Below are 19,935 nucleotides of genomic sequence, written 5' to 3' on the forward strand. Positions count from 1 at the left end.
TTTTAATTAGAATGTTACATTAAACCCTACATTAACTGACATTGTTGGAGGAGTATTTAAACCAACGGTTAATGCCCTTCCAGATAAATTTCCGGGATTTTGAATACCCTGGTTACCCGTACCTGTTGCTTCCGGATCTACACCACCTACTTCACGCATGTAAGGTGAATACAACACAAATGGGTTTTGTACTGCCACATACGCCCTGAAAGATTGAATTTTCATTCTGCTGACAAGTTTTGAAGAAAAAGTATACCCCAGGTTTATGCTACGTACTTTAATAAAGCTGGCATCATAATAACCCAATGTTGTCCAGTCTGTTGTAATTGGCCTTGCACGGGAAGTGAAATTGGCAATTGGAAAATCATTAGTAGGGTTAGTTGGTGTCCAGTAATTGGTTTTAATGGTATTTCTTAATCCATCAGATACATTGGTATAAGCTGCAAAAGGCTGGTGTATCTGGCTTACCAGTAATCCGCCAAAACGGGCATACATAATAAATGAGAAATCGAAATTTTTATAGGCAAAACGGTTGGTAATACCACCCTGTATTTTTGCCTGTCCGCTTCCGATAATTTTGCGGTCATTATTCGGATCGATCTTTCCATCACCGTTAACATCTTCCAGTTTAATATCACCTGGCTGATTACCAAATTTTGCTGCTTCAGCTGCTTCGCTCAACTGCCAAACACCTAATTTATTATAGTCATAAAGTGCACTTAAAGGCTGGCCAATAAATAACTGGCTGCCAATATTATTTTTAAATCCATCAGTTAATTTCAACAACTTGTTCCTGTTACCAAAAAGATTCAGATCTGTAGACCAGGTAAAGCCATTATTAAGCCTTACATTAACTGTGCTAAGCGTAAACTCAAGCCCTTTGTTTTCCATTTCTCCAATATTGGTAGTATAGCTACCAGAAACACCGGAAGTAACAGGTAAAGAGATACCATATAAAATTTTGTTGGTATTAGATTTATACCACTCTAATGAACCGGTGATACGGTTTTTAAGGAAACTGAAATCCAAACCTATGTTTACAGTTTTGGTATATTCCCAATCTAAATTGGGGTTAGGTAAGGTTACTAAATTATAACCGGTTACAATTGTTGATGGTCCGTAGTTATAACGGATAGTTCCACCCGGTGCTGACGGAGACGAGTATCCGTTGTAGTTATACGGCGACACCAGGCCCAAAGAAGTATAAGGACTAACTGACTGATTTGATGTTTGTCCCACACCAACCCTTAATTTTAAATTATCCAGGAATTTGAATTGCTCCATAAACTTTTCACTACTAATATTCCAGCCAAATGAAGCCGCCGGATAGTCATGGTATTTATTTCCCGGAGCAAGGCGGGATGAACCGTCAATACGCTCAGTAAGCGTTAATAAATATTTGTCGTTAAAAGCATAGTTAACCCTGAGCATATAAGATTCCAATGCATAAGAAACTTCTGAACCACTTACTGTAGGTTTAACATTATTAGATGCATTGGCCTGACCTAAATTATAAAAGCGGATAAAATCTTCGTCTATTGAATCTTTACTTACAGAAGTATTATGGCTATGGTCTTCCTGGAAACTGTATAAACCTGTTACTGTAAACCTGTGTTTACCGATTGTTTTATCATAAGTAACTATGTTCTCTAACGTATAGCCATACCCTTCAGCGTTATTCACACTTGCCGTGTTGCCTTGTTTTGGCCTGAAATAACTTGGAGCCAAAGCTTTGTCTGAGCTTCTGAACTGGTCATTTTCCTGCAGGCGGTAATCTAAACCTACATTAACACGGTATTTCAATCCCTTTATGATCTGGTACTCGGCGTACAGGCTGTTAAAAGTACGCAGGCGGCGAACTTTATCTACCCATTGCCCATCATTATTTTTAAGGAAGAGAGGATTGTATTGACTTACACGGTCTGTTGTATTACCAGTTGGTGACAATACCAGGTTCCCTAAAGAATCATAAGCCGGCATTAACGGGCTTAATGTGATGATAGGAAACATTGGGTTATTAAACTGCGAACCATTGGTATTGTTAAGGCTGTTCAACGTATTTAACCCGATCTTTAATTTTTTACCCACTTTAGTGTCAATACTGGCACGTAAAGAAAAGCGTTCAAAATCCTGGCCCGGCAAAACTGTAGTTTCCTTGTAATATCCACCACCTAAAGAATAGGTACTTCCACTGGTAGAACCTCCGGAAACAGAAATATTCTGATCAGTTACGTAACCGTTTTTATACATCAGGTCCTGCCAGTTGGTAGATTGTCCTTTAGCCCTCGCTGCTGTTTCTTCCGGCATGTAAGGATTTACGTTAGTAAGGTCTCTTAAAGCGATATACTCCTGCGCATTAAACACATTGTATTTGTTTCTAACTGAAACACTACCAGCATAACCATTGTAAGATAATTTAGCTTCGCCTGGTTTACCTTTTTTGGTAGTAATTAATATAACACCATTTGAGCCCCTGGAACCATAAATAGCAGTGGCAGATGCATCTTTTAAAACGTCAACGGAAGCTACTTCATCAGGATTAATATCATTTAGATTACCTCCTTCGTATGGAATACCATCCAGGATAATAAGTGGATCATTAGAACCGTTAATTGTTCTTTCACCACGTATACGAATAACCGCTCCTGCGCCCGGCCTTGTTCCTGTTTTCTGCACTTCCAAACCTGCGGCCCTGCCCTGTAAAGCTTGTTGTAAATTTGCCACAGGTACTTCACGTAAAGCTTTTTCACCTACAGACACCACAGATCCTGTAACATCTTTTTTCTTTTGGGTACCATACCCTACCACCACCACTTCGCTAAGGGCTTTATCTGCCCTTACTAAAACGGCATCCACACTGTTGCCTTTACCCACAGTAAATTCCTGCGACACATATTCGGCAGCAGAAATAACTATTTTATCACCGGGAGCTGCCTGTAGTGCATAGTTCCCGTTGGCATCAGTGGTGGTACCCCTGGTAGTGCCCTTAATGATAACTGAAGCTGCCAGCGGCAAGCCGCTTTCGTTACTAACATGGCCGGTTACAGGTTTTTGCTGGGCAGTTACCATAGCAGGTAATGCAAACAGCAGCAGTAAAATAAATGGCCGGATAAGAAATGACAATATTTTCTGTTTTGGCGCAACAGAAAATGTCATGTTGTTTTTTTGAAGATTCCTTTTTTTCATAATTGTTGTTTTGGCGTAATAATTAATTTATGCAAGAATGTTAATCATATGGTTTATTATAAAATGGTGATACAATGTTTAATGGTAAAATGGTATTGGAACAATAAAAGCGGGGAAGACAGTGATGAGTAAAAAAAAACGTTGCAGAAAATGCTGAAGTATTGCAATGGCGTGCTGGTGCAGCGCCTATTGCATTTTCAATGGCTTGATTAAGCAAAGCAGATTTCTTATTCATATTAGCAGCCTACAATTTTATTAGTAACAAAGCAGGTATTCTTTATTTGAACTTTTATGCAATCGATTGCATAAAAGTTGCAAAAAAATAGCAAATTCTAAATATTGCCATTCAAAAAAAAATTAAAATCGTCTATGGATAATTCCGTTGCCAAGCAATCTTCATTATAGCCAATCGTTCTAAAAGTCTTTCTCAGTAAGGTTTTCAATAGTATCCGAAAAAACATTTTCGAAATAATCTAATAGAATTCTTACTTTTAAAATGCTAATGTAAATATTTTATTTTAAATTGCAATCGATTGCAAAAAAAATATTTCAAATAATAGACATTGGATTGTTGAAATTAGCTGCTGTATGTACAAAGAAATTACCATTTACGACCTGGCACGGGAATTAAACCTTTCTGCGGCCACCATCAGCAGGGCGCTCAAGGATCATCCTGCAATTAATAAGAATACTAAAAAAAGGATCGTGGAAAAGGCTGAGGAGCTGGGCTACCGTTCCAATAATTTTGCCAGCAACCTGCGCCGGCAAAAAAGCCATACCATTGGTGTAATAGTACATGAACTGAACAGTAACTTTATTACTTCCGTATTAGCTGGTATTGAAAAAGTAACCACTATTGCTAATTATGATCTTATTATTGGCCACTCCTCCGAATTAGCAGGAAAAGAAGTAGCCAATGCCAATAACTTTTTTCACAAAAGGGTAGATGGATTGATTGCGGCACTGGCATTTGATACAGAGAACATGGATCATTACGAACCATTTTTTGAAAGAAATATTCCGGTAGTATTTTTTGACCGTGTGGAAGAAGACAGCAAAGGCACTAAAGTGATCATTGATAATTTTAAAGCCGGTTACGAAGCCACACAGCACCTTATTGACCAGGGTTGTAAAAGAATTATTCATACCACTTCCAGCCTCAAAAGAAATGTATACGCACAACGCTATAAAGGATATTTAGCCGCTTTAAAAGACAACCATATTCCATTTGATGAAAGCCTCTTGTTTGTTAATGACCTAAAAAAAGAATCCTGCATTGCTTTTGCTAACCAGGTAGCAGCAATGCAGCCTTTACCCGACGGCATTTTTACTACCAATGATCTCACTGCCTCTTTATGCATCCAGGTATTTAAAGAAAAAGGTATCCGGGTACCGGAAGATATTGCAGTGGTGGGTTTTAATAATGATACGATCAGTATTATTATTGAACCTAAACTTACTACTGTAAATTACCCTGGTATGGATATAGGAGAAGTTGCCGCTACACATTTAATAAAACAATTACAAGGTGCCAATGGTACTAATAATACTAACTCCATTGTACTTAAATCGGAATTGATTATAAGAGAATCATCTTTAAAAAAAGATAAGGTTCAAAAATAATTTTGCTGATGCTTATAAAGAAACAACTGTTTGTATGCTTATTATTATTGATAAGCATTACTGTATCTGCAGATGATGGGTACAGGCTTTGGTTACGGTATGATAAAATTTCCAACATTGCTTTACTGAATAAATATAAACAGCAGATAATTGCTCCGGCAATTGTTGGCAATTCCACAATAATTACGACTGTAAAAAATGAATTAGAAAAAGGATTGCGTGGATTGCTTGCTGTTAACTATACAGCCACAGATTCTGTTTATAATAAAACTACTTTAGTTATTGGTAAAGCCGGTAATCTTAACCTTGGTTTTACAGTAATTGAAAAAACTCAGCTGAAAAATCTTGGTGAAGAAGGTTTTCTTATTTCTACAACAATGCATGGGGTGCATAAGATAGTGATCGCTGCTAATACCGACAGAGGTTTACTATATGGTGTATTTCATTTTTTGCGTTTATTACAAACACAACAAGATATCTCTACGCTTAATATTTTTTCTACCCCAAAAATAAAATACCGCTTATTAAACCACTGGGATAATTTAAACAGAACCGTAGAACGAGGTTATGCCGGTGCATCTATCTGGGACTGGCATAAATTACCGGATTATATCGACCAACGTTATATCGATTATGCAAGAGCGAATGCCTCCATCGGCATTAACGGCACTGTTCTTAACAATGTAAATGCCAATGCTACTATTCTTACCAAACAATACTTAGATAAAGTAGCGGCATTAGCCAATGTATTTCGTCCTTATGGCATAAAAGTTTTTCTTACCGCCAGGTTTAGTGCGCCGATAGAAATTGGCGGATTAAAAACTGCAGACCCATTAGATGCCGCTGTGCAGGAATGGTGGAAACAAAAAGTAAAGGAAATTTATTCTCTCATCCCCGACTTTGGTGGTTTTTTAATTAAAGCTAACAGTGAAGGACAACCGGGGCCACAGGATTACAACCGTACGCATGCTGATGGGGCCAATATGTTTGCTGATGCATTGGCGCCTTACAAGGGCATAGTGATGTGGCGTGCATTTGTGTACAGTCAGCAAAGCAACGACAGGTTTAAACAGGCTTATGAAGAGTTTACGCCATTAGACGGGCAGTTTAAAAGTAATGTGATATTGCAGGTGAAAAATGGCCCGATAGATTTTCAACCCAGGGAACCTTTCTCTCCTTTATTTGGAGCCATGCCTAAAACACCATTGGCCATGGAGTTTCAATTAACACAGGAATATTTGGGACAAGGAACACACCTGGTATTTGAAGCACCGATGTTTAAAGAAACACTGAATGCTGATACCTATGAAAAAGGAAAAGGTTCAACGGTGGCAAAAGTAATTGATGGCAGCATCAATAATTTTTCAATGAGCGCCATTGCAGGTGTAAGCAATATTGGTAGTGATATTAACTGGTGCAGTCATCCTTTTGCACAAGCTAACTGGTATGCATTGGGAAGATTAGCCTGGGATTATAATTTAAGCAGTGAACAGATTGCCACAGAATGGTTGCAACAGAGTTTCAGCACTAATAAAACATTTGTTGCTGTTGCAGAAAAAATGATGCTGCAATCGCATGAAACATTGGTGAATTACATGACGCCACTGGGACTAGCACACATTATGTATAACGGCCACCACTACGGGCCGATGCCCTGGGGCAATACATTGGGCAGGCCCGACTGGAACCCGGTGTATTATCACAAAGCTGATTCCGCAGGCATTGGTTTTAACAGGACCATTACCGGTACTAATGCCCTGGGGGAATATAAAAACGAAGTAAGTAACTTGTGGAACGATAGTAATAAATGCGCTGATGAATATTTATTATGGTTTCATCATGTATCCTGGAATCATATCATGCATAGCGGAAGAACTTTGTGGAATGAGTTGTGCTATAAATATTATGCCGGTGTTGATGCTATAAAAAACATACAACAACAATGGAATAGCCTGGAAAAATTTGTAGATGCAGAAAGATTTATACAGGTAAAACAGTTGCTGAATATACAAGTAAAAGAAGCGGTGTGGTGGCGTAATGCCTGTTTGTTGTATTTTCAAACATTCAGCAAAATGCCGATACCTGCAAATTATGAGCAGCCGGATAAAACGTTGGCGTACTATCAAAGTTTACGTTTTCCATTTGCACCGGGAAATTAATTATCCCACAAAAACACTAAATCCACTAAGCCTCTCTTTGTGTGCTTAGTGAGGCGCAAAATATTTTTATAAAATAAGAATTCAGATAAATATGCAAAACAAAAAAGTAGCTATTGTAACAGGTGGTGGTTCCGGATTAGGATTTGCCATTGCTCAGAAATTTTCGCAACACGGTATCCAAACTATTATTGTGGGCAGAGATGAAGAAAAATTAAAAACAGCGCAATCACAATTAGGAGAAAACTGTTTTTATAAAAGCTGCGATTTAACTGCTTTGGTTTCTATTCCGGCTTTGATAGAAAATATCATTGCAGAATTTGGACAGATTGATATACTGGTAAACAATGCTGGTATCAATATGAAAAAAGAATTTACCGAAGTAACGGATGAGGAATTTCAAAGTGTGATCACTACTAATGTATGTTCGGTGTTTGCCATGAGCCGTGAAGTGGTAAAACATATGCTGGTAAAAAAATCCGGCAACATCATTAATATCAGTTCAATGGCGGCACAATATGGTTTACCAAAAGTAATCGCTTACAGCGCCAGTAAAACTGCCATTGATGGTATGACAAGAGCAATGGCAGTAGAACTTTCTCCCAAGGGTATCAGGGTAAATGCTATTGCGCCGGGATTTATTTACAGTGCTATGACGGATAAAGCTTTGAACAGCGATCCGGAACGTAAAGCAAAAGTATTTGGCAGAACCCCCATGGGTATTATGGGTGAAGCAACTGATATTGGCGAAGCGGCGTTGTTCTTAGCCACTGATGCAGCAAAATATATTACCGGTGTGGTGCTACCGGTGGATGGAGGAAACAGCATTGGATTTTAAAAACTTCAAGAGAAAAAGCTACAAGGGATAAGCATGCTGTTCGTTGCATCTTGCTTATCCCTTGTAGCTTGTAACTTTTCCCCTTTGGGTAAGTCCTGTTTTGAAATATTTTATTGCAGGATCGTCACTTCTGTCCTTCTGTTTTGCGCCCTGCCATCTGCAGTAGCATTAGAGGCAACTGGTTTTGTTGCACCGTAACCTTTAGCTGTTACTCTTGATGGATCAATACCTTTAGTTAATAAATAAGCCCTCACAGTATTGGCCCTGTCTTGCGATAACACTAAATTTTTTGCAGCGGTGCCTACATTATCTGTATGTCCTCCCACTTCAATTTTTTCGTCATCTTTTCTTACTAAATATGCCACCAGTTCATCCAGCACCGAATAAGAACTTTCTTCCAGGTTGGCTTTACCGGTTTCAAAATTACAATCTTCCAGTACAAAACTTTTTGCCGGCATATGTTGTATGTCCACCACAAAAGGATCTTTGTAATATGCATTACCCTTCAATGCAGGAATTTCTAAAAAATTATAACTGGCAGAATCTTTAAAGCCTAAAATAAAAATCTCGTAAGTATCGCCTGATGGCAGGCGTACGGTAAATTTTCCGTTGTCGTCTGTTAAGCCCTGGTATTCTTTGCTATTGAGCTTGCTTTTAAAAACCACGATCTCGTTGTTGAGTACATTGTTCTTAAAATCTGTCATCGTAACGTTTACGGCGGCGTCTTTGGGAATAGCTGCGTTTTGTACAGTACCATTCTGGCTTACTGCCATAAAAGGTATGGAAAACGTTAAAAGCAAATAAAAAATGTAATGTTTCATCATTGTTTTAGTTTGATTGGGTATTTAAAGATAAATAACTTCTTTAGGTTTTCAATTATTGTGCCAAGGGGCTGCTTATTTGGCGGCATTTACTGCCGGAACGATGGGGAAAACATATTTTTAACAATATTGTGTGGTTGTTTAGGTAAGACGGTGCATGAGGGACAATGGTTGGGCTGGTACATTGAAATTTCATTTCGATCGTAGGAAGCCGAAATAAAATTTCAGCGTACTACACACCTCGGCCGGTGTCTTCACCGACCGAAATATTTCGCTACAGTATATTGAAATTTCATTTCGATAGTAGCAGGCTGAAATAAAATTTCAGCGTACCAATTACAATCTTGTCTGCAATCGCACCACCATCTCTTCTTTCCAGCTTTTAAAATCGCCGGCAATGATATGCTTACGGGCTTCTGTAACCAGCCATAAATAAAAAGCCAGGTTATGTACGCTGGCAATGGTTAAGCCTAAAAATTCTTTGGCTTTCATTAAATGACGCAGATAAGCTTTGCTGTAAAAATTACTTACCGGGCAATCAATGCCATCATCAATAACGGAAAAATCTTTTTCCCATTTTTTATTATCAATGTTGATGATACCATGAGAAGTAAACAACATGGCATTGCGCCCGTTACGGGTAGGCATTACACAATCAAACATATCAATACCTAAAGCAATGCCTTCTAAAATATTCCAGGGAGTACCTACGCCCATTAAATAACGGGGTTTGTCTTTGGGTAAAATATCACAGCAGAGTTCGGTGTATTCGTACATCATTTCTGTTGGCTCGCCTACACTCAATCCGCCAATGGCATTGCCCGTGGCATTTTGCGAAGCAATAAATTCAGCAGAGGCTGTTCTCAGATCTTTGTACGTGCTACCCTGCACAATAGGAAATAAATTTTGTGTGTAGCCGTATTTATCTGCTGTGCTGTTAAAACGTTTAAAACACCTGTCCAGCCAGCGATGCGTTAAGTCCATCGAATCTTTGGCATATTTATAATCGCTGGGATAAGGTGGACATTCATCAAATGCCATAATGATATCACCACCAATAATACGCTGAATATCCATTACACTCTCCGGTGTAAATAAATGTTTGCTGCCATCAATATGGCTTTGAAACAAAGCCCCTTCTTCAGTTAATTTTCTGTTGTTGGCCAAAGAAAAAACCTGGTAACCACCACTATCAGTTAAAATAGGTTTGTCCCAGCCATTAAATTTATGCAGTCCTCCTGCAGCTTCCAGAATTTCCAATCCCGGGCGCAAGTATAAATGATAGGTATTACCCAGGATGATCTGCGCCTTTACATCTTCATGCAATTGCTGTTGTGTAACTGCTTTTACGCTGCCTACAGTGCCTACGGGCATAAAAATCGGCGTTACAATGTCGCCATGGTCGGTAGTGATCTTACCAGCCCTGGCTTTGGTTTGCGTATCGGTATGTTGTAATTCAAATTGTAATGCTGCCATTATATGCTGTTGTTTACTGTTTATATCTTGAGGATAGCCTGTACACTAATCCCCTATTACAAATTACTAATTCCTTATTTTTGCCACATGAATTTTACCCATTGGTGGCAATTGCTTTTTTACGGCTTTTGCCTCATCACCCTGATACAGCTTTTCTATTACTGCTTTTTCTTCTTCCGGCTGGCTTTTTATAAGCCAAACACTAAAACAGCATCGCAAACCCAACCGGTTTCTGTTATCATCTGCTCCAGGGATGAAGCGGCAAATTTAGCGAAAAATCTGCCGGGTTCGCTGGTACAACAATACCGCACCACACATGAGGTAATTGTAGTAAATGACAATTCATTTGACGACAGCAAATATTTACTGGAAGAATATCAGAAAACCTTTAAACAACTGCACGTTGTTGAATTAAAACAGGAAGCCAGGTTTATTCCCGGAAAAAAATTTCCTTTAAGCATGGGCATTAAAGCGGCTAAATACGAAGTGGTATTATTAACCGATGCCGATTGTGTGCCTGCCAGCGAATACTGGATAGACAAGATGCAGGAAACATATGATGAGGATACCGAAATTGTTTTGGGTTATGGCGCTTACCACAAAAAAAGTGGCGTATTAAATAAGCTCATCCGCTGGGAAACTTTTCATACCGCCATGCAATACTTTTCGTATGCACTGGCAGGCAAGCCTTATATGGGTGTGGGCAGAAACCTGAGTTATAAAAAAACTATTTTTTTCAGGCACAAGGGTTTTACAGCACACAATAATATTGCCAGCGGCGATGATGATCTTTTTATTAAAACCGCTGCTACCCCCAGCAATACCAAAATCAATATTGATGCGGATACTTTTACTTTAAGTGAACCGGCTAAAACATTCGGTCAATGGGCAAAACAAAAAACACGTCATTACTCTACAGCAAAGTATTATAAACCGCTGCATAAATTTTTACTGGGTTTATATTCACTAACACAATTTTTATTTTACCCTTTATTAGTGGCAAGTATTTTGTTCTATGGGTGGCAATATGCATTAATAGTTTTTGCTGTTCGTTTTATTATGCAGGCCATTGTATATTATCTCTGCATGAAAAAATTAAATGAACAAGATCTCTACCCATGGTTCTTGTTTTTTGATATCTGGATGTTCTTTTATTATATTATTTTTTCGTTTACGTTGATAAGGAAACCGAAGAGAGTATGGTAATTGCTTCAGGCTCGTCGATAAATAAAACTAAAAAATGTTCAACGCTCAATATTCAACAAACAACGTTCAATTACAATACAACTGGATTTTAATATTGAGTATTGAACATTGAACATTGAGCATTGATTATTGAACATTTTTTTTAACTCAGTACGATTGTAAAAATAAATTGTCTATTATCTTCTATATAATTTTTGAAATTGTCTTTTATGGAAATGATTCAACAATATTTCGATGATTTTAGTGAGGCACAAACCAAACAGTTTGCTGCACTAAAAGAGTTGTATACCGACTGGAATGAAAAGATCAATGTTATCAGCAGGAAGGATATGGATAATTTTTACGAGCACCATGTGTTACATTCTTTAGCTATTGCCACGCAATTTGAATTTACAAAGGGTATGCAGGTAATGGACCTTGGTTGCGGTGGTGGTTTTCCCGGTATTCCATTAGCGATATTTTATCCTGGCACACATTTTCATTTGGTAGACAGCATCAATAAAAAATTAAAAGTGGTGGCAGAAATTGCCGCTGCTATTGGTTTGCAAAATGTAACCACACAACATACCCGGGCAGAAGATATTAAAAACAGGAAATTTGATGTGGTGATAAGCCGTGCGGTAGCACCTTTAAAAGACCTATGGCATTGGAGTAAACCATTACTGCAGAAAAATAAAAATACCCAATATGGCGTAAATACCCCCAATGGCCTTATCTGCCTGAAAGGTGGCGATTTAACCCAGGAAATTTTTGAAAGCGGCTGTAAACCAATGGTATGGGAAATTGAAAAGCTTTTTCCGAGGGAGTTTTTTAAAGAAAAATATATGTTGTATGTGGGCTTAAAATAAAAGAATTACCACTTTGTGGTATTGTTCATATACTTTTATTGAATGACCTTTGTGATACAATTATGAAGATACCAGTTGCCATAGTAGAAGATAATAACGACATCAGGTCTGCGCTGGAGCAGATCATCGAAATGTCTGATTATTGCGAATTAGCAGGATCCTGCGTAAGTGGAGAAGAAGCACTGATCACCCTTCCCCTTTTAAATCCCAAAGTAGTATTGATGGATATTGGCCTCGGTGGCATCAGCGGTATTGAAGTGGTGAGAGAACTGAAAGCTACACATCCTGAAATATTGTTTATGATGTGTACGATTTACGAAGATGATGAACAGATTTTTGAAGCTTTAAGTGCAGGTGCAAGTGGTTATATTTTAAAGAAAACTCCTCCCGGTAAATTATTAGAAGGTATACAGGAATTAATGGAAGGCGGTTCACCCATGAGCAGCCAGATAGCGAGGAAAGTGGTAGCAGCATTTCAAAATAAAAAATCGGATAAATCACCAACAGAATCTGCGTTGGACATTTTATCAAAAAGAGAAAAAGAGATCCTGGAGATGTTATCGAAAGGATTATTGTATAAAGAAATTTCTGATGCCGTTTTTATCAGCACCGAAACAGTGCGTAAACATGTGTATCACATTTACGAAAAACTGCACGTTACCAATCGTGTGGAAGCCGTGAATAAATTTTTTGGAAGGTAGCATGTAAGTGTTATCAAAATCAAGCACAGACAATAAGCCCCGGTACTTTCCGGGGTTTATTGGTTATAGGAACTTCCACAGCCACACATCTGTTTGCGGCGTATTGCCAATAGGAAAATCATGCGTATATCCTGAATTCACAAACCCATATTTTTCGTAGAATTTTTGTGCCCGCAGATTATGCTCCCATACACCCAGCCAGATAGCTTTATAATTTTCTTTCGCTACATAATCCATCATAAAATCAATCAGCTTTTGTGCAATACCCATGCCGTGATATTCTTTCAGCACATAAATACGTTTTAATTCCAGGGCCTTCCATTGCTTCATTACTGGCAGGCTGTTGTAATCTTCCATAAAACGTATGTAGCCAACGGCTTTACCATCTGCCATAGCAAAATAACAATAATCATCAGGGTTGCTCAGTTCTTTGGCCAGTTGTGTTTCATTAAAATATTCTTCTAAAAAACTTTGCATATCTGCTTCAGTACAAGTACCAGTGAAAGTATCGTAAAAAGTTTGCTTTGCAATCGTAGAGAGTGTGGCCACATCGTTAATGGTTACTCTTTGTATTGTTATTTCCATTTGTAATTTGTGTTAGTGCATATTCACATGGTCAGACGAGGGCGTCAGACCATGTGAATACATCTGACCGTGTGCGGTAGTTACCATTTTAATTCCAATAAATTATTTTTTCGTTCCACATCTGCCATTCGTTTGGATGGATCTATTTCCACCGCGGTAATATCAGTAAGGCGATGTTTAAATTCAACAATATAAGTTGGATGTGTCCAGCGCCATTCTTCATGCACTTCTCTTTTTTGTTTAGGGTCTTCGTTAGGCTTTTCTCCAAACATTAAATTGAGTGGGATATAATGCATCTCTGTTGTACCATCTTTAAAAGTCAATTGCAGATCAATGGGCATCGGCATCTGCCCGATGCGGCGCAAGCGTATCTTTGACACACCACCTTCTTCCCATAAACTATCAATAGCGTAGTTGATGGTTTTAGTAGTACTGCAGAAATATTCTTTGTACCAGTCTAATTTAATACCACTTACTTTTTCTGCCACCTGCACAAAGTCGTTGCTGTTAGGATGTTTGAAACGCCATTGATTATAATATTCTAACAATACTTTGTCTCTTGCTGCTGCACCAATAATATACCCCAGCTGTTCCATAAAAACTTCACCTTTAGAATACGCTGCTGCACTGTAAGCAAAGTTGGTATTAAAATGGTCAGCATGTGTGGTAAGAGGTTCTTCGTATCCGCTTTTTACCAATGAATAATAGCTGGCATAAGCACTGCTGTGATCTTCGGGAAGTATAGGGATCAGCTCCTGTAAATTTTTATTACCCGGATTTCTTTGCAGCGTTTCTTTAAGTCCGGCTAATGAAGATTTACCGCTATAAAATTTTGATACCAGGTCTTCGGCATAACTGGTAAAGCCTTCGTCCATCCAGGCATACATACTTTCGTTAGTGCCCAGCATCATCTGGTACCAGCTGTGCATCCACTCATGAAAAACCGTACCTAACCCCGGACCGTTTATTAATGTTGCCATCGGGTATTCCATTCCTCCGTCGCCACCTTGTATAAATGAATATTGCGGATAAGGATACTTGCCAAATTTACTGTCCATATAAGGTAATGCCACTACTGCTGCATCTGCAACTTCGTTCCATGCCGAATCATTCTTAGGACTGTTTTCTACATAATTATAGATCACGTTCAATGTTGGACCACCGTTGGGCATTTTTCTTACGATGTGTTTATATTCAGGATCGGCAGCCCACATAAAATCATGCACATTATTGCCCACAAAATGCCAGGTACGTTTTTCTTTGGTAGTTGGCTTTAAATCCGGTGTGTTTGCAGCATCGTATCCCCAGCCAATTTCATTGGCATTCAGCAAAACACCGGTACCACCAATTTTATAATTTTTATCAATGTTGATAGTCACATCATAATCGCCCCATACACCATAAAATTCCCTGGCCACATAAGGCGTAGGATGCCAGCCTTCATAATCGTACTCACATAATTTGGGATACCATTGGCTCATGCTGTAGCGAACGCCTGTAGCCGGGTTATCCCTTCCGCTTCTTCTTACCTGTAATGGCACCTGTGCTTCAAAATCCATGTCAATAACTATTTTGCTTTTTGGGGCCATAGGTTTTACCAGGTTCACTTCTAAAATAGTTTCATGATATTTAAATGGTTGTGGTACACCATTTATTTTAAGACTGATTATTTTCTGAAAGCCGATCTCATTATCTTTTAATTTGCCAATTCTGTCTCTTACCCTGCCATCCCAATCTGCCCTGCCGTTAATAATATTTTTACTCAGCTCAAGGCTTCTTGCATCCATACTGCTGTTGGGCTGAAAAGCATTAAAGTATAAATGATAGAACAGCTTGTTTAATACATCAGGAGAATTGTTAGTGTACTCCAGTTTTTGCTTGCCTTTAAATTGATTGGTATTTACATCCATATCAATGCTCATATTATATTTCACACGTTGCTGCCAACGGTCGGGCTGGGCGAATGCGATCACAGGAAGTAAACCAATCAACAATAAAGAAAATCTCGGCATATAATTATATTTAAACTTAAATAGAAAATTGTTTTGTGTTAAAACGAATTGAAAATTCATTGTACTTAATTGCCCATTAGTTTTTCATTAAATCCAACAATTAATTTAAACAAATGTTCATGTTCATTTAAAGGTAATGTTACCGCTTTATCAAAAACATCATGATAAGCTTTGATACCACCTAATGTATAAAAGAAAAAAGAAGGTACCCCTTTCTCTGTAAAAAAATAATGATCACTGTTAGCAGCTTTGCCACGGGAATTAATTTTTACCAATAATTTCTTTTCATCGTTTACCGCATTCATCATCGCAAACTCTTTTGGAAATTCAGTAGCATTCACCACAGTGATACCTTCTTCACCTGTACCGGCAAGATCGGTATTGATCAGAAAGCGAATATTCTTTAAGGGTACCAAAGGGTTTTCAGTAAAATATTTAGAACCGATAAGCCCGGCTTCTTCTCCTGCAAAACAAATAAATGCGATAGAATATTTTTGCGGATGCTGTGCATAATAATGTGCCAGGTTAAGCAATAAAGAAACACCGCTGGCATTATCATTGGCACCGGGAAAATAAGTATCGGCACCCATGCCACCTAAGTGATCGTAATGCGCTGTAATGAAAATAACAGAATCAGGTTTTAGGGTGCCTTTAACCATGCCACAAACATTGGCTGTTTTAAAATTCTTCACCAGCTTATTATCTATATTTACTTTGAATGAAAAAGGCTTTTTACTCAATGCCTTTTTATCTACTAATATTAAGGAGTAACCAGCCACTTCCGGCGCAATATCCCAGGTTAATTTATCCTGCATTTTTATCACTACCATTTCTTTGCGGTTGATATATTGAATGGTATCCAAAACATCAAGATCGCCTTCTGCTTTCACCCCTCTTGTTTCCGGACTTACAATAAAATCTTTTCCGGGTATTAAGTCTTTGCCATTTACATTCACTTCCATTTTTCCGGGAAAAGTATTTACCGGATAACTGAATGGCTGCAAATAATTTTTAGCCATCGGCTCCAGCCCGTAAGTTTTAAATTCATTGGCTAAAAAATCTGCGGCTTTTTTCATACCGTCATTGGTATAACCCCTGCCCCAGAAGTAGGGCGAAGTGAGTGTATCTACCATCTTTCTTCCAAAAGAAACGTCCTGCGAAAATGCAGTTGATGCTGTTATAGTTAACAGTACTAAAAATATTTTCCTCATGCGATTATATAAAGGGTAAATGTCGGAAAAAACAGGCAGGAAAAAAATTGAAATGTGTTAAATGGGATATTGTTTACAGATGGCGTATTTAGACTATTTAGCCCGGGCAGGTAGCTTCATTTCTTTAAAAACGCTACAACTGCTTTGTTAAAAAGTGGTGCGTCTTCCCAAGGTAATTGATGAGTGGCTTTTGGCACAATCATTAATATGGCATTGGGGATATGAGCAGCAATGCCCCTGGTATGTGCTTCCTTAACTACATCTTTTTCTCCTGCAATTACCAATACCGGGCAACTGATTGCCTGTAGTTGTTCAAAGGTATGTTTGGGTTCGGTAAGTAAAAGATCTATCCGGCGTATTCTTCCCGGCGCATCAGAAGAAGAATCACTTTCAAGTTCTTTTCTTTCTTTATGCAATGACTTAAATAGTGCTTTATCTACCACCGTATTATCGATAAATATTACTGCCCCCATTGTAATTAACTTCTTTACTTTTTTTGGATATTTCATAGCCATTATCAAACCGGTATTACCACCATCACTCCAGCCTAAAACGTTCACACTATCTAAATGTAAATGCTCCAGCAAAGCATTCATATCATCTGCAAATAAATCGTACGTATATGTTTTTCCATCATCGCCTGATTTGCCATGCCCACGGGTATCTATTGCATATACATGAAAATATTTTGATAGTTCGGGAATTTGCAAACGAAAAGAATTTATTGCCATTGAATTACCATGCAATAAAAGCAATGGTTCGCCGGTACCATATTCTTCATAATAAATTTTAATGCCGTTTACAGTTGCATATCTTCCGGCTGAATCATTTTCACCATAGGGTTGTAATGAAATTAATGCACTGCCATCCACTTTGCAGGATTGCTTACCCGAAAAAACATCAGTTTTTTCAAGGGAAATTTTGTACTGGCTTTTGCCCATCTTATACATCCACGAATATTTTGCCTGGATGCTGTCTTCTTCAAAACCGGCATTTGCCAATGGTATTTCTTCCATTGTTCCGGCAGCATTTTCTACCAGCAATTTAAAATCATCAAAGTAAAAAATACCGGGATTGCTGTACCCGAATCCTATGGTAAGTGATTCGGCCGTTTTATCAATTTTACCCGAAAGACTATATACTTTCCATTCATTGGCCACTATCGGGTTGTTCGACATATTCTTATAAAATCCGCTCTTCTTATTTTCTTTAGTAACCGATACCCACATGCCGGCCCCGGCGTTTTTCTTTAACGCAATTACTTTAGCGGCTATTTGTACAGTGAAATTTTTACCGGCAAAAGGTTTTGCATTGATCACCCGGTAGGTATTGCCCCAGATACTGGTTTCCTGGGCAAGGCAATCAGCAGTAAAAAAAAAACAAAAAAAGACCAGCCATTTAATTTTCATGGTAATACTTTTATTCTTTGCCCTGCACTACAATTACAATCTCTCCCTTCACCGCTTTTTCATTAAAGTGGTCATGCACTTCCTGTAAGGTTCCTCTTTTATTTTCTTCAAACTTTTTAGTGAGTTCACGGCTAACGCAACATTGCCTGTCTGCACCAAAGTATTGTATAAATTCATGCAATGTTTTTACCAAACGCATCGGGCTTTCGTAAAATACCATCGTTCTTTCTTCTCCGGCTAATTTTTTCATCATGGTTTGCCTTCCTTTTTTTAAAGGCAGAAAACCTTCGAAGCAAAAACTATTCATTGGCAATCCACTGTTCACCAATGCAGGTACAAATGCAGTTGCGCCGGGCAAACATTCTACCCGGATATTATTTTTCACACATGCTCTTACTAATAAAAATGCAGGATCGCTGATGCCGGGTGTACCTGCATCAGTAAGCAAGGCAATGGTTTTGCCTGCTGCCATCTGTTCGGCTAAATGGGTAACTATTTTATGTTCGTTGTGCTGATGATAAGGAGATATTGGTTTTTGAATCATGTAATGATTCAGTAAAACTGAAGACGTTCGGGTATCTTCTGCTAAAATAAGATCAACAGATTTTAAAACTTCCACTGCCCTGAAAGTAAAATCAGCCAGGTTGCCTATGGGAGTGGGGATGATGTAAAGCATGTGGGATTGTAGATTTTAGATTTGCAATTGCAGATTTACGAGCTGTATTAAATCCGAAATCTAAAATCGCAAATCTAAAATTATTATATCGCTGTTAATTCAAAATATTCCATCACCGGGTTGGCCAGTAATTTTTTTGCAGCTTCTTCTGCCACTACCAATGCATCTTCTTTGCTACCGGCTTCTACCTGCAGGTCAATGTGCTTACCAATTCTTACATCGCCAACATTTTTAATACCCAAATTCTGTAAGCCTCCCATTACAGCCTTTCCTTGCGGATCTAATAAATCTTTCAGTGGCATTACTTTAACCTGTACTGTATAAGTCATAATTATTTGTGTTTGTAAAGCAAAGATAAAATAATGTAGGCAATGAACACCACAGGTACGGCAAGCCAGTGTAAAAGAATGGCCGCCGCAATGGCAATTACCAGCAAAACTACTTTGGGAATATTATTTTTAAAGGTAAAATCTTTAAACTTCAATGCCATTAAAGGTAATGTAGAAACCATTAACCCGCTTACCAGCACAATTACTGCATACAGCACCCATTTATTGGTCAGCCATTCGCTTACATCAACAATGCTATTAACATAGTGTAATATTAATGGAAAAGAGGCAATAAGCAGGCCCGCTGCAGGAATAGGCACTCCTTTAAAGCCATAGGATTGTGAACTATCGATATTAAATCTTGCCAAACGATAAGCACCGGCGCAAGCCACAACAAAGGCAGGCAATAACCATAAAATGGAAGTCTCCAACCCATTTTCTTCTTTAATAAAACTAATGCGTAAAAGCTGGTATAATATTACCGAAGGCGCTACGCCAAAACTTACCACATCACTTAAGGAATCCAGTTGTTTGCCCATTTCGGAAGTAGCTCCTAAAAGGCGGGCAACAAAGCCATCTAAAAAATCTACTACTGCCGCAGCAAAAATGAAATAGGAAGCGATAGATAATTTTTCGGGAATATTGTAATGTGTGCTCAGGTCATTATCTACAAAAATAGAAATGGTTTCTGTTTGCAAAGCAAAAACAATGGCAATGCAGCCGAGAAATAAGTTGAGCAGCGTAAAAACATTGGGAATGTGTCGTTGCATATTAATTTACTACACCGTAATGAATGGGTTAAGTTGATGCGTTGACGCAAATTTAATACATTATGGTATAGTAAAACATCAAAATTTA

Annotated in this window: 16 protein-coding genes; 6 read left to right on the top strand and 10 right to left on the bottom strand. The window is 38.3% G+C overall.

Going from position 1 to position 19,935, the window contains the following annotated elements; genetic code table 11:
- Window positions 1-6: 6 nt before the first annotated feature.
- Window positions 7-3,186, bottom strand: a complete 3,180-nt coding sequence (locus ACQ334_RS07405) for a SusC/RagA family TonB-linked outer membrane protein (RefSeq protein ID WP_430987546.1) — start codon at window positions 3,184-3,186, stop codon at window positions 7-9.
- 588 nt (window positions 3,187-3,774) lie between these two features.
- Between ACQ334_RS07405 and ACQ334_RS07410 the strand changes: the two genes are divergently transcribed.
- From ACQ334_RS07410 to ACQ334_RS07420, 3 genes are all read left to right on the top strand, one after another.
- A complete protein-coding gene (locus ACQ334_RS07410; RefSeq protein WP_430987547.1) occupies window positions 3,775-4,809 on the top strand; it encodes a LacI family DNA-binding transcriptional regulator in 1,035 nt (344 codons plus the stop codon).
- An 8-nt stretch (window positions 4,810-4,817) separates the two neighbouring features.
- The gene (locus ACQ334_RS07415) at window positions 4,818-6,968 is read left to right on the top strand and encodes an alpha-glucuronidase family glycosyl hydrolase (protein WP_430987548.1); all 2,151 of its coding nucleotides are present in this window, start codon (window positions 4,818-4,820) and stop codon (window positions 6,966-6,968) included.
- A gap of 91 nt (window positions 6,969-7,059) precedes the next feature.
- Complete coding sequence (locus ACQ334_RS07420; RefSeq protein ID WP_430987549.1) at window positions 7,060-7,803, top strand: SDR family NAD(P)-dependent oxidoreductase; 744 nt, start codon at window positions 7,060-7,062, stop codon at window positions 7,801-7,803.
- A 110-nt stretch (window positions 7,804-7,913) separates the two neighbouring features.
- Here ACQ334_RS07420 and ACQ334_RS07425 read toward each other — a convergent pair whose 3' ends face one another.
- Both ACQ334_RS07425 and tgt read right to left on the bottom strand, forming a co-directional pair.
- Window positions 7,914-8,627, bottom strand: a complete 714-nt coding sequence (locus tag ACQ334_RS07425; protein WP_430987550.1) for an OmpA family protein — start codon at window positions 8,625-8,627, stop codon at window positions 7,914-7,916.
- A 333-nt stretch (window positions 8,628-8,960) separates the two neighbouring features.
- Window positions 8,961-10,100, bottom strand: a complete 1,140-nt coding sequence (gene tgt / locus ACQ334_RS07430) for a tRNA guanosine(34) transglycosylase Tgt (RefSeq protein WP_430987551.1) — start codon at window positions 10,098-10,100, stop codon at window positions 8,961-8,963.
- 87 nt (window positions 10,101-10,187) lie between these two features.
- Between tgt and ACQ334_RS07435 the strand changes: the two genes are divergently transcribed.
- From ACQ334_RS07435 to ACQ334_RS07445, 3 genes are all read left to right on the top strand, one after another.
- Window positions 10,188-11,306, top strand: coding sequence for a glycosyltransferase (locus ACQ334_RS07435; protein ID WP_430987552.1), 1,119 nt, complete (start codon window positions 10,188-10,190; stop codon window positions 11,304-11,306).
- Window positions 11,307-11,515: 209 nt separating this feature from the next.
- Window positions 11,516-12,154 carry a 16S rRNA (guanine(527)-N(7))-methyltransferase RsmG gene (rsmG, locus tag ACQ334_RS07440; RefSeq protein WP_430987553.1) on the top strand — a complete coding sequence of 213 codons (639 nt, stop codon included), beginning with the start codon at window positions 11,516-11,518 and terminating at the stop codon, window positions 12,152-12,154.
- 62 nt (window positions 12,155-12,216) lie between these two features.
- On the top strand, window positions 12,217-12,855 hold the full coding sequence (locus ACQ334_RS07445; RefSeq protein WP_430987554.1) for a response regulator: 639 nt from the start codon (window positions 12,217-12,219) through the stop codon (window positions 12,853-12,855).
- Window positions 12,856-12,918: 63 nt separating this feature from the next.
- On the opposite strand, the gene ACQ334_RS07450 is transcribed toward ACQ334_RS07445, so the two are convergent.
- The 7 genes from ACQ334_RS07450 to pssA form a co-directional block, all read right to left on the bottom strand.
- On the bottom strand, window positions 12,919-13,440 hold the full coding sequence (locus ACQ334_RS07450; protein ID WP_430987555.1) for a GNAT family N-acetyltransferase: 522 nt from the start codon (window positions 13,438-13,440) through the stop codon (window positions 12,919-12,921).
- Window positions 13,441-13,520: 80 nt separating this feature from the next.
- Complete coding sequence (locus ACQ334_RS07455) at window positions 13,521-15,452, bottom strand: M1 family metallopeptidase (protein ID WP_430987556.1); 1,932 nt, start codon at window positions 15,450-15,452, stop codon at window positions 13,521-13,523.
- Between the two features lie 65 nt (window positions 15,453-15,517).
- On the bottom strand, window positions 15,518-16,663 hold the full coding sequence (locus tag ACQ334_RS07460) for a M28 family metallopeptidase (protein WP_430987557.1): 1,146 nt from the start codon (window positions 16,661-16,663) through the stop codon (window positions 15,518-15,520).
- 116 nt (window positions 16,664-16,779) lie between these two features.
- A complete protein-coding gene (locus tag ACQ334_RS07465) occupies window positions 16,780-18,072 on the bottom strand; it encodes an alpha/beta fold hydrolase (RefSeq protein WP_430987558.1) in 1,293 nt (430 codons plus the stop codon).
- A 10-nt stretch (window positions 18,073-18,082) separates the two neighbouring features.
- Window positions 18,083-18,748, bottom strand: a complete 666-nt coding sequence (rsmI, locus tag ACQ334_RS07470) for a 16S rRNA (cytidine(1402)-2'-O)-methyltransferase (protein WP_430987559.1) — start codon at window positions 18,746-18,748, stop codon at window positions 18,083-18,085.
- Window positions 18,749-18,831: 83 nt separating this feature from the next.
- Entirely contained in the window at window positions 18,832-19,077 is a 246-nt protein-coding gene (gene purS / locus ACQ334_RS07475; protein ID WP_430987560.1) for a phosphoribosylformylglycinamidine synthase subunit PurS, read from the bottom strand.
- Between the two features lie 2 nt (window positions 19,078-19,079).
- Complete coding sequence (gene pssA, locus ACQ334_RS07480) at window positions 19,080-19,847, bottom strand: CDP-diacylglycerol--serine O-phosphatidyltransferase (protein ID WP_430987561.1); 768 nt, start codon at window positions 19,845-19,847, stop codon at window positions 19,080-19,082.
- Between the last annotated feature and the right edge of the window lie 88 nt (window positions 19,848-19,935).

The sequence above is a fragment of the Ferruginibacter sp. SUN106 genome (assembly GCF_050611765.1).
Taxonomy (GTDB): Bacteria; Bacteroidota; Bacteroidia; order Chitinophagales; family Chitinophagaceae; genus Ferruginibacter.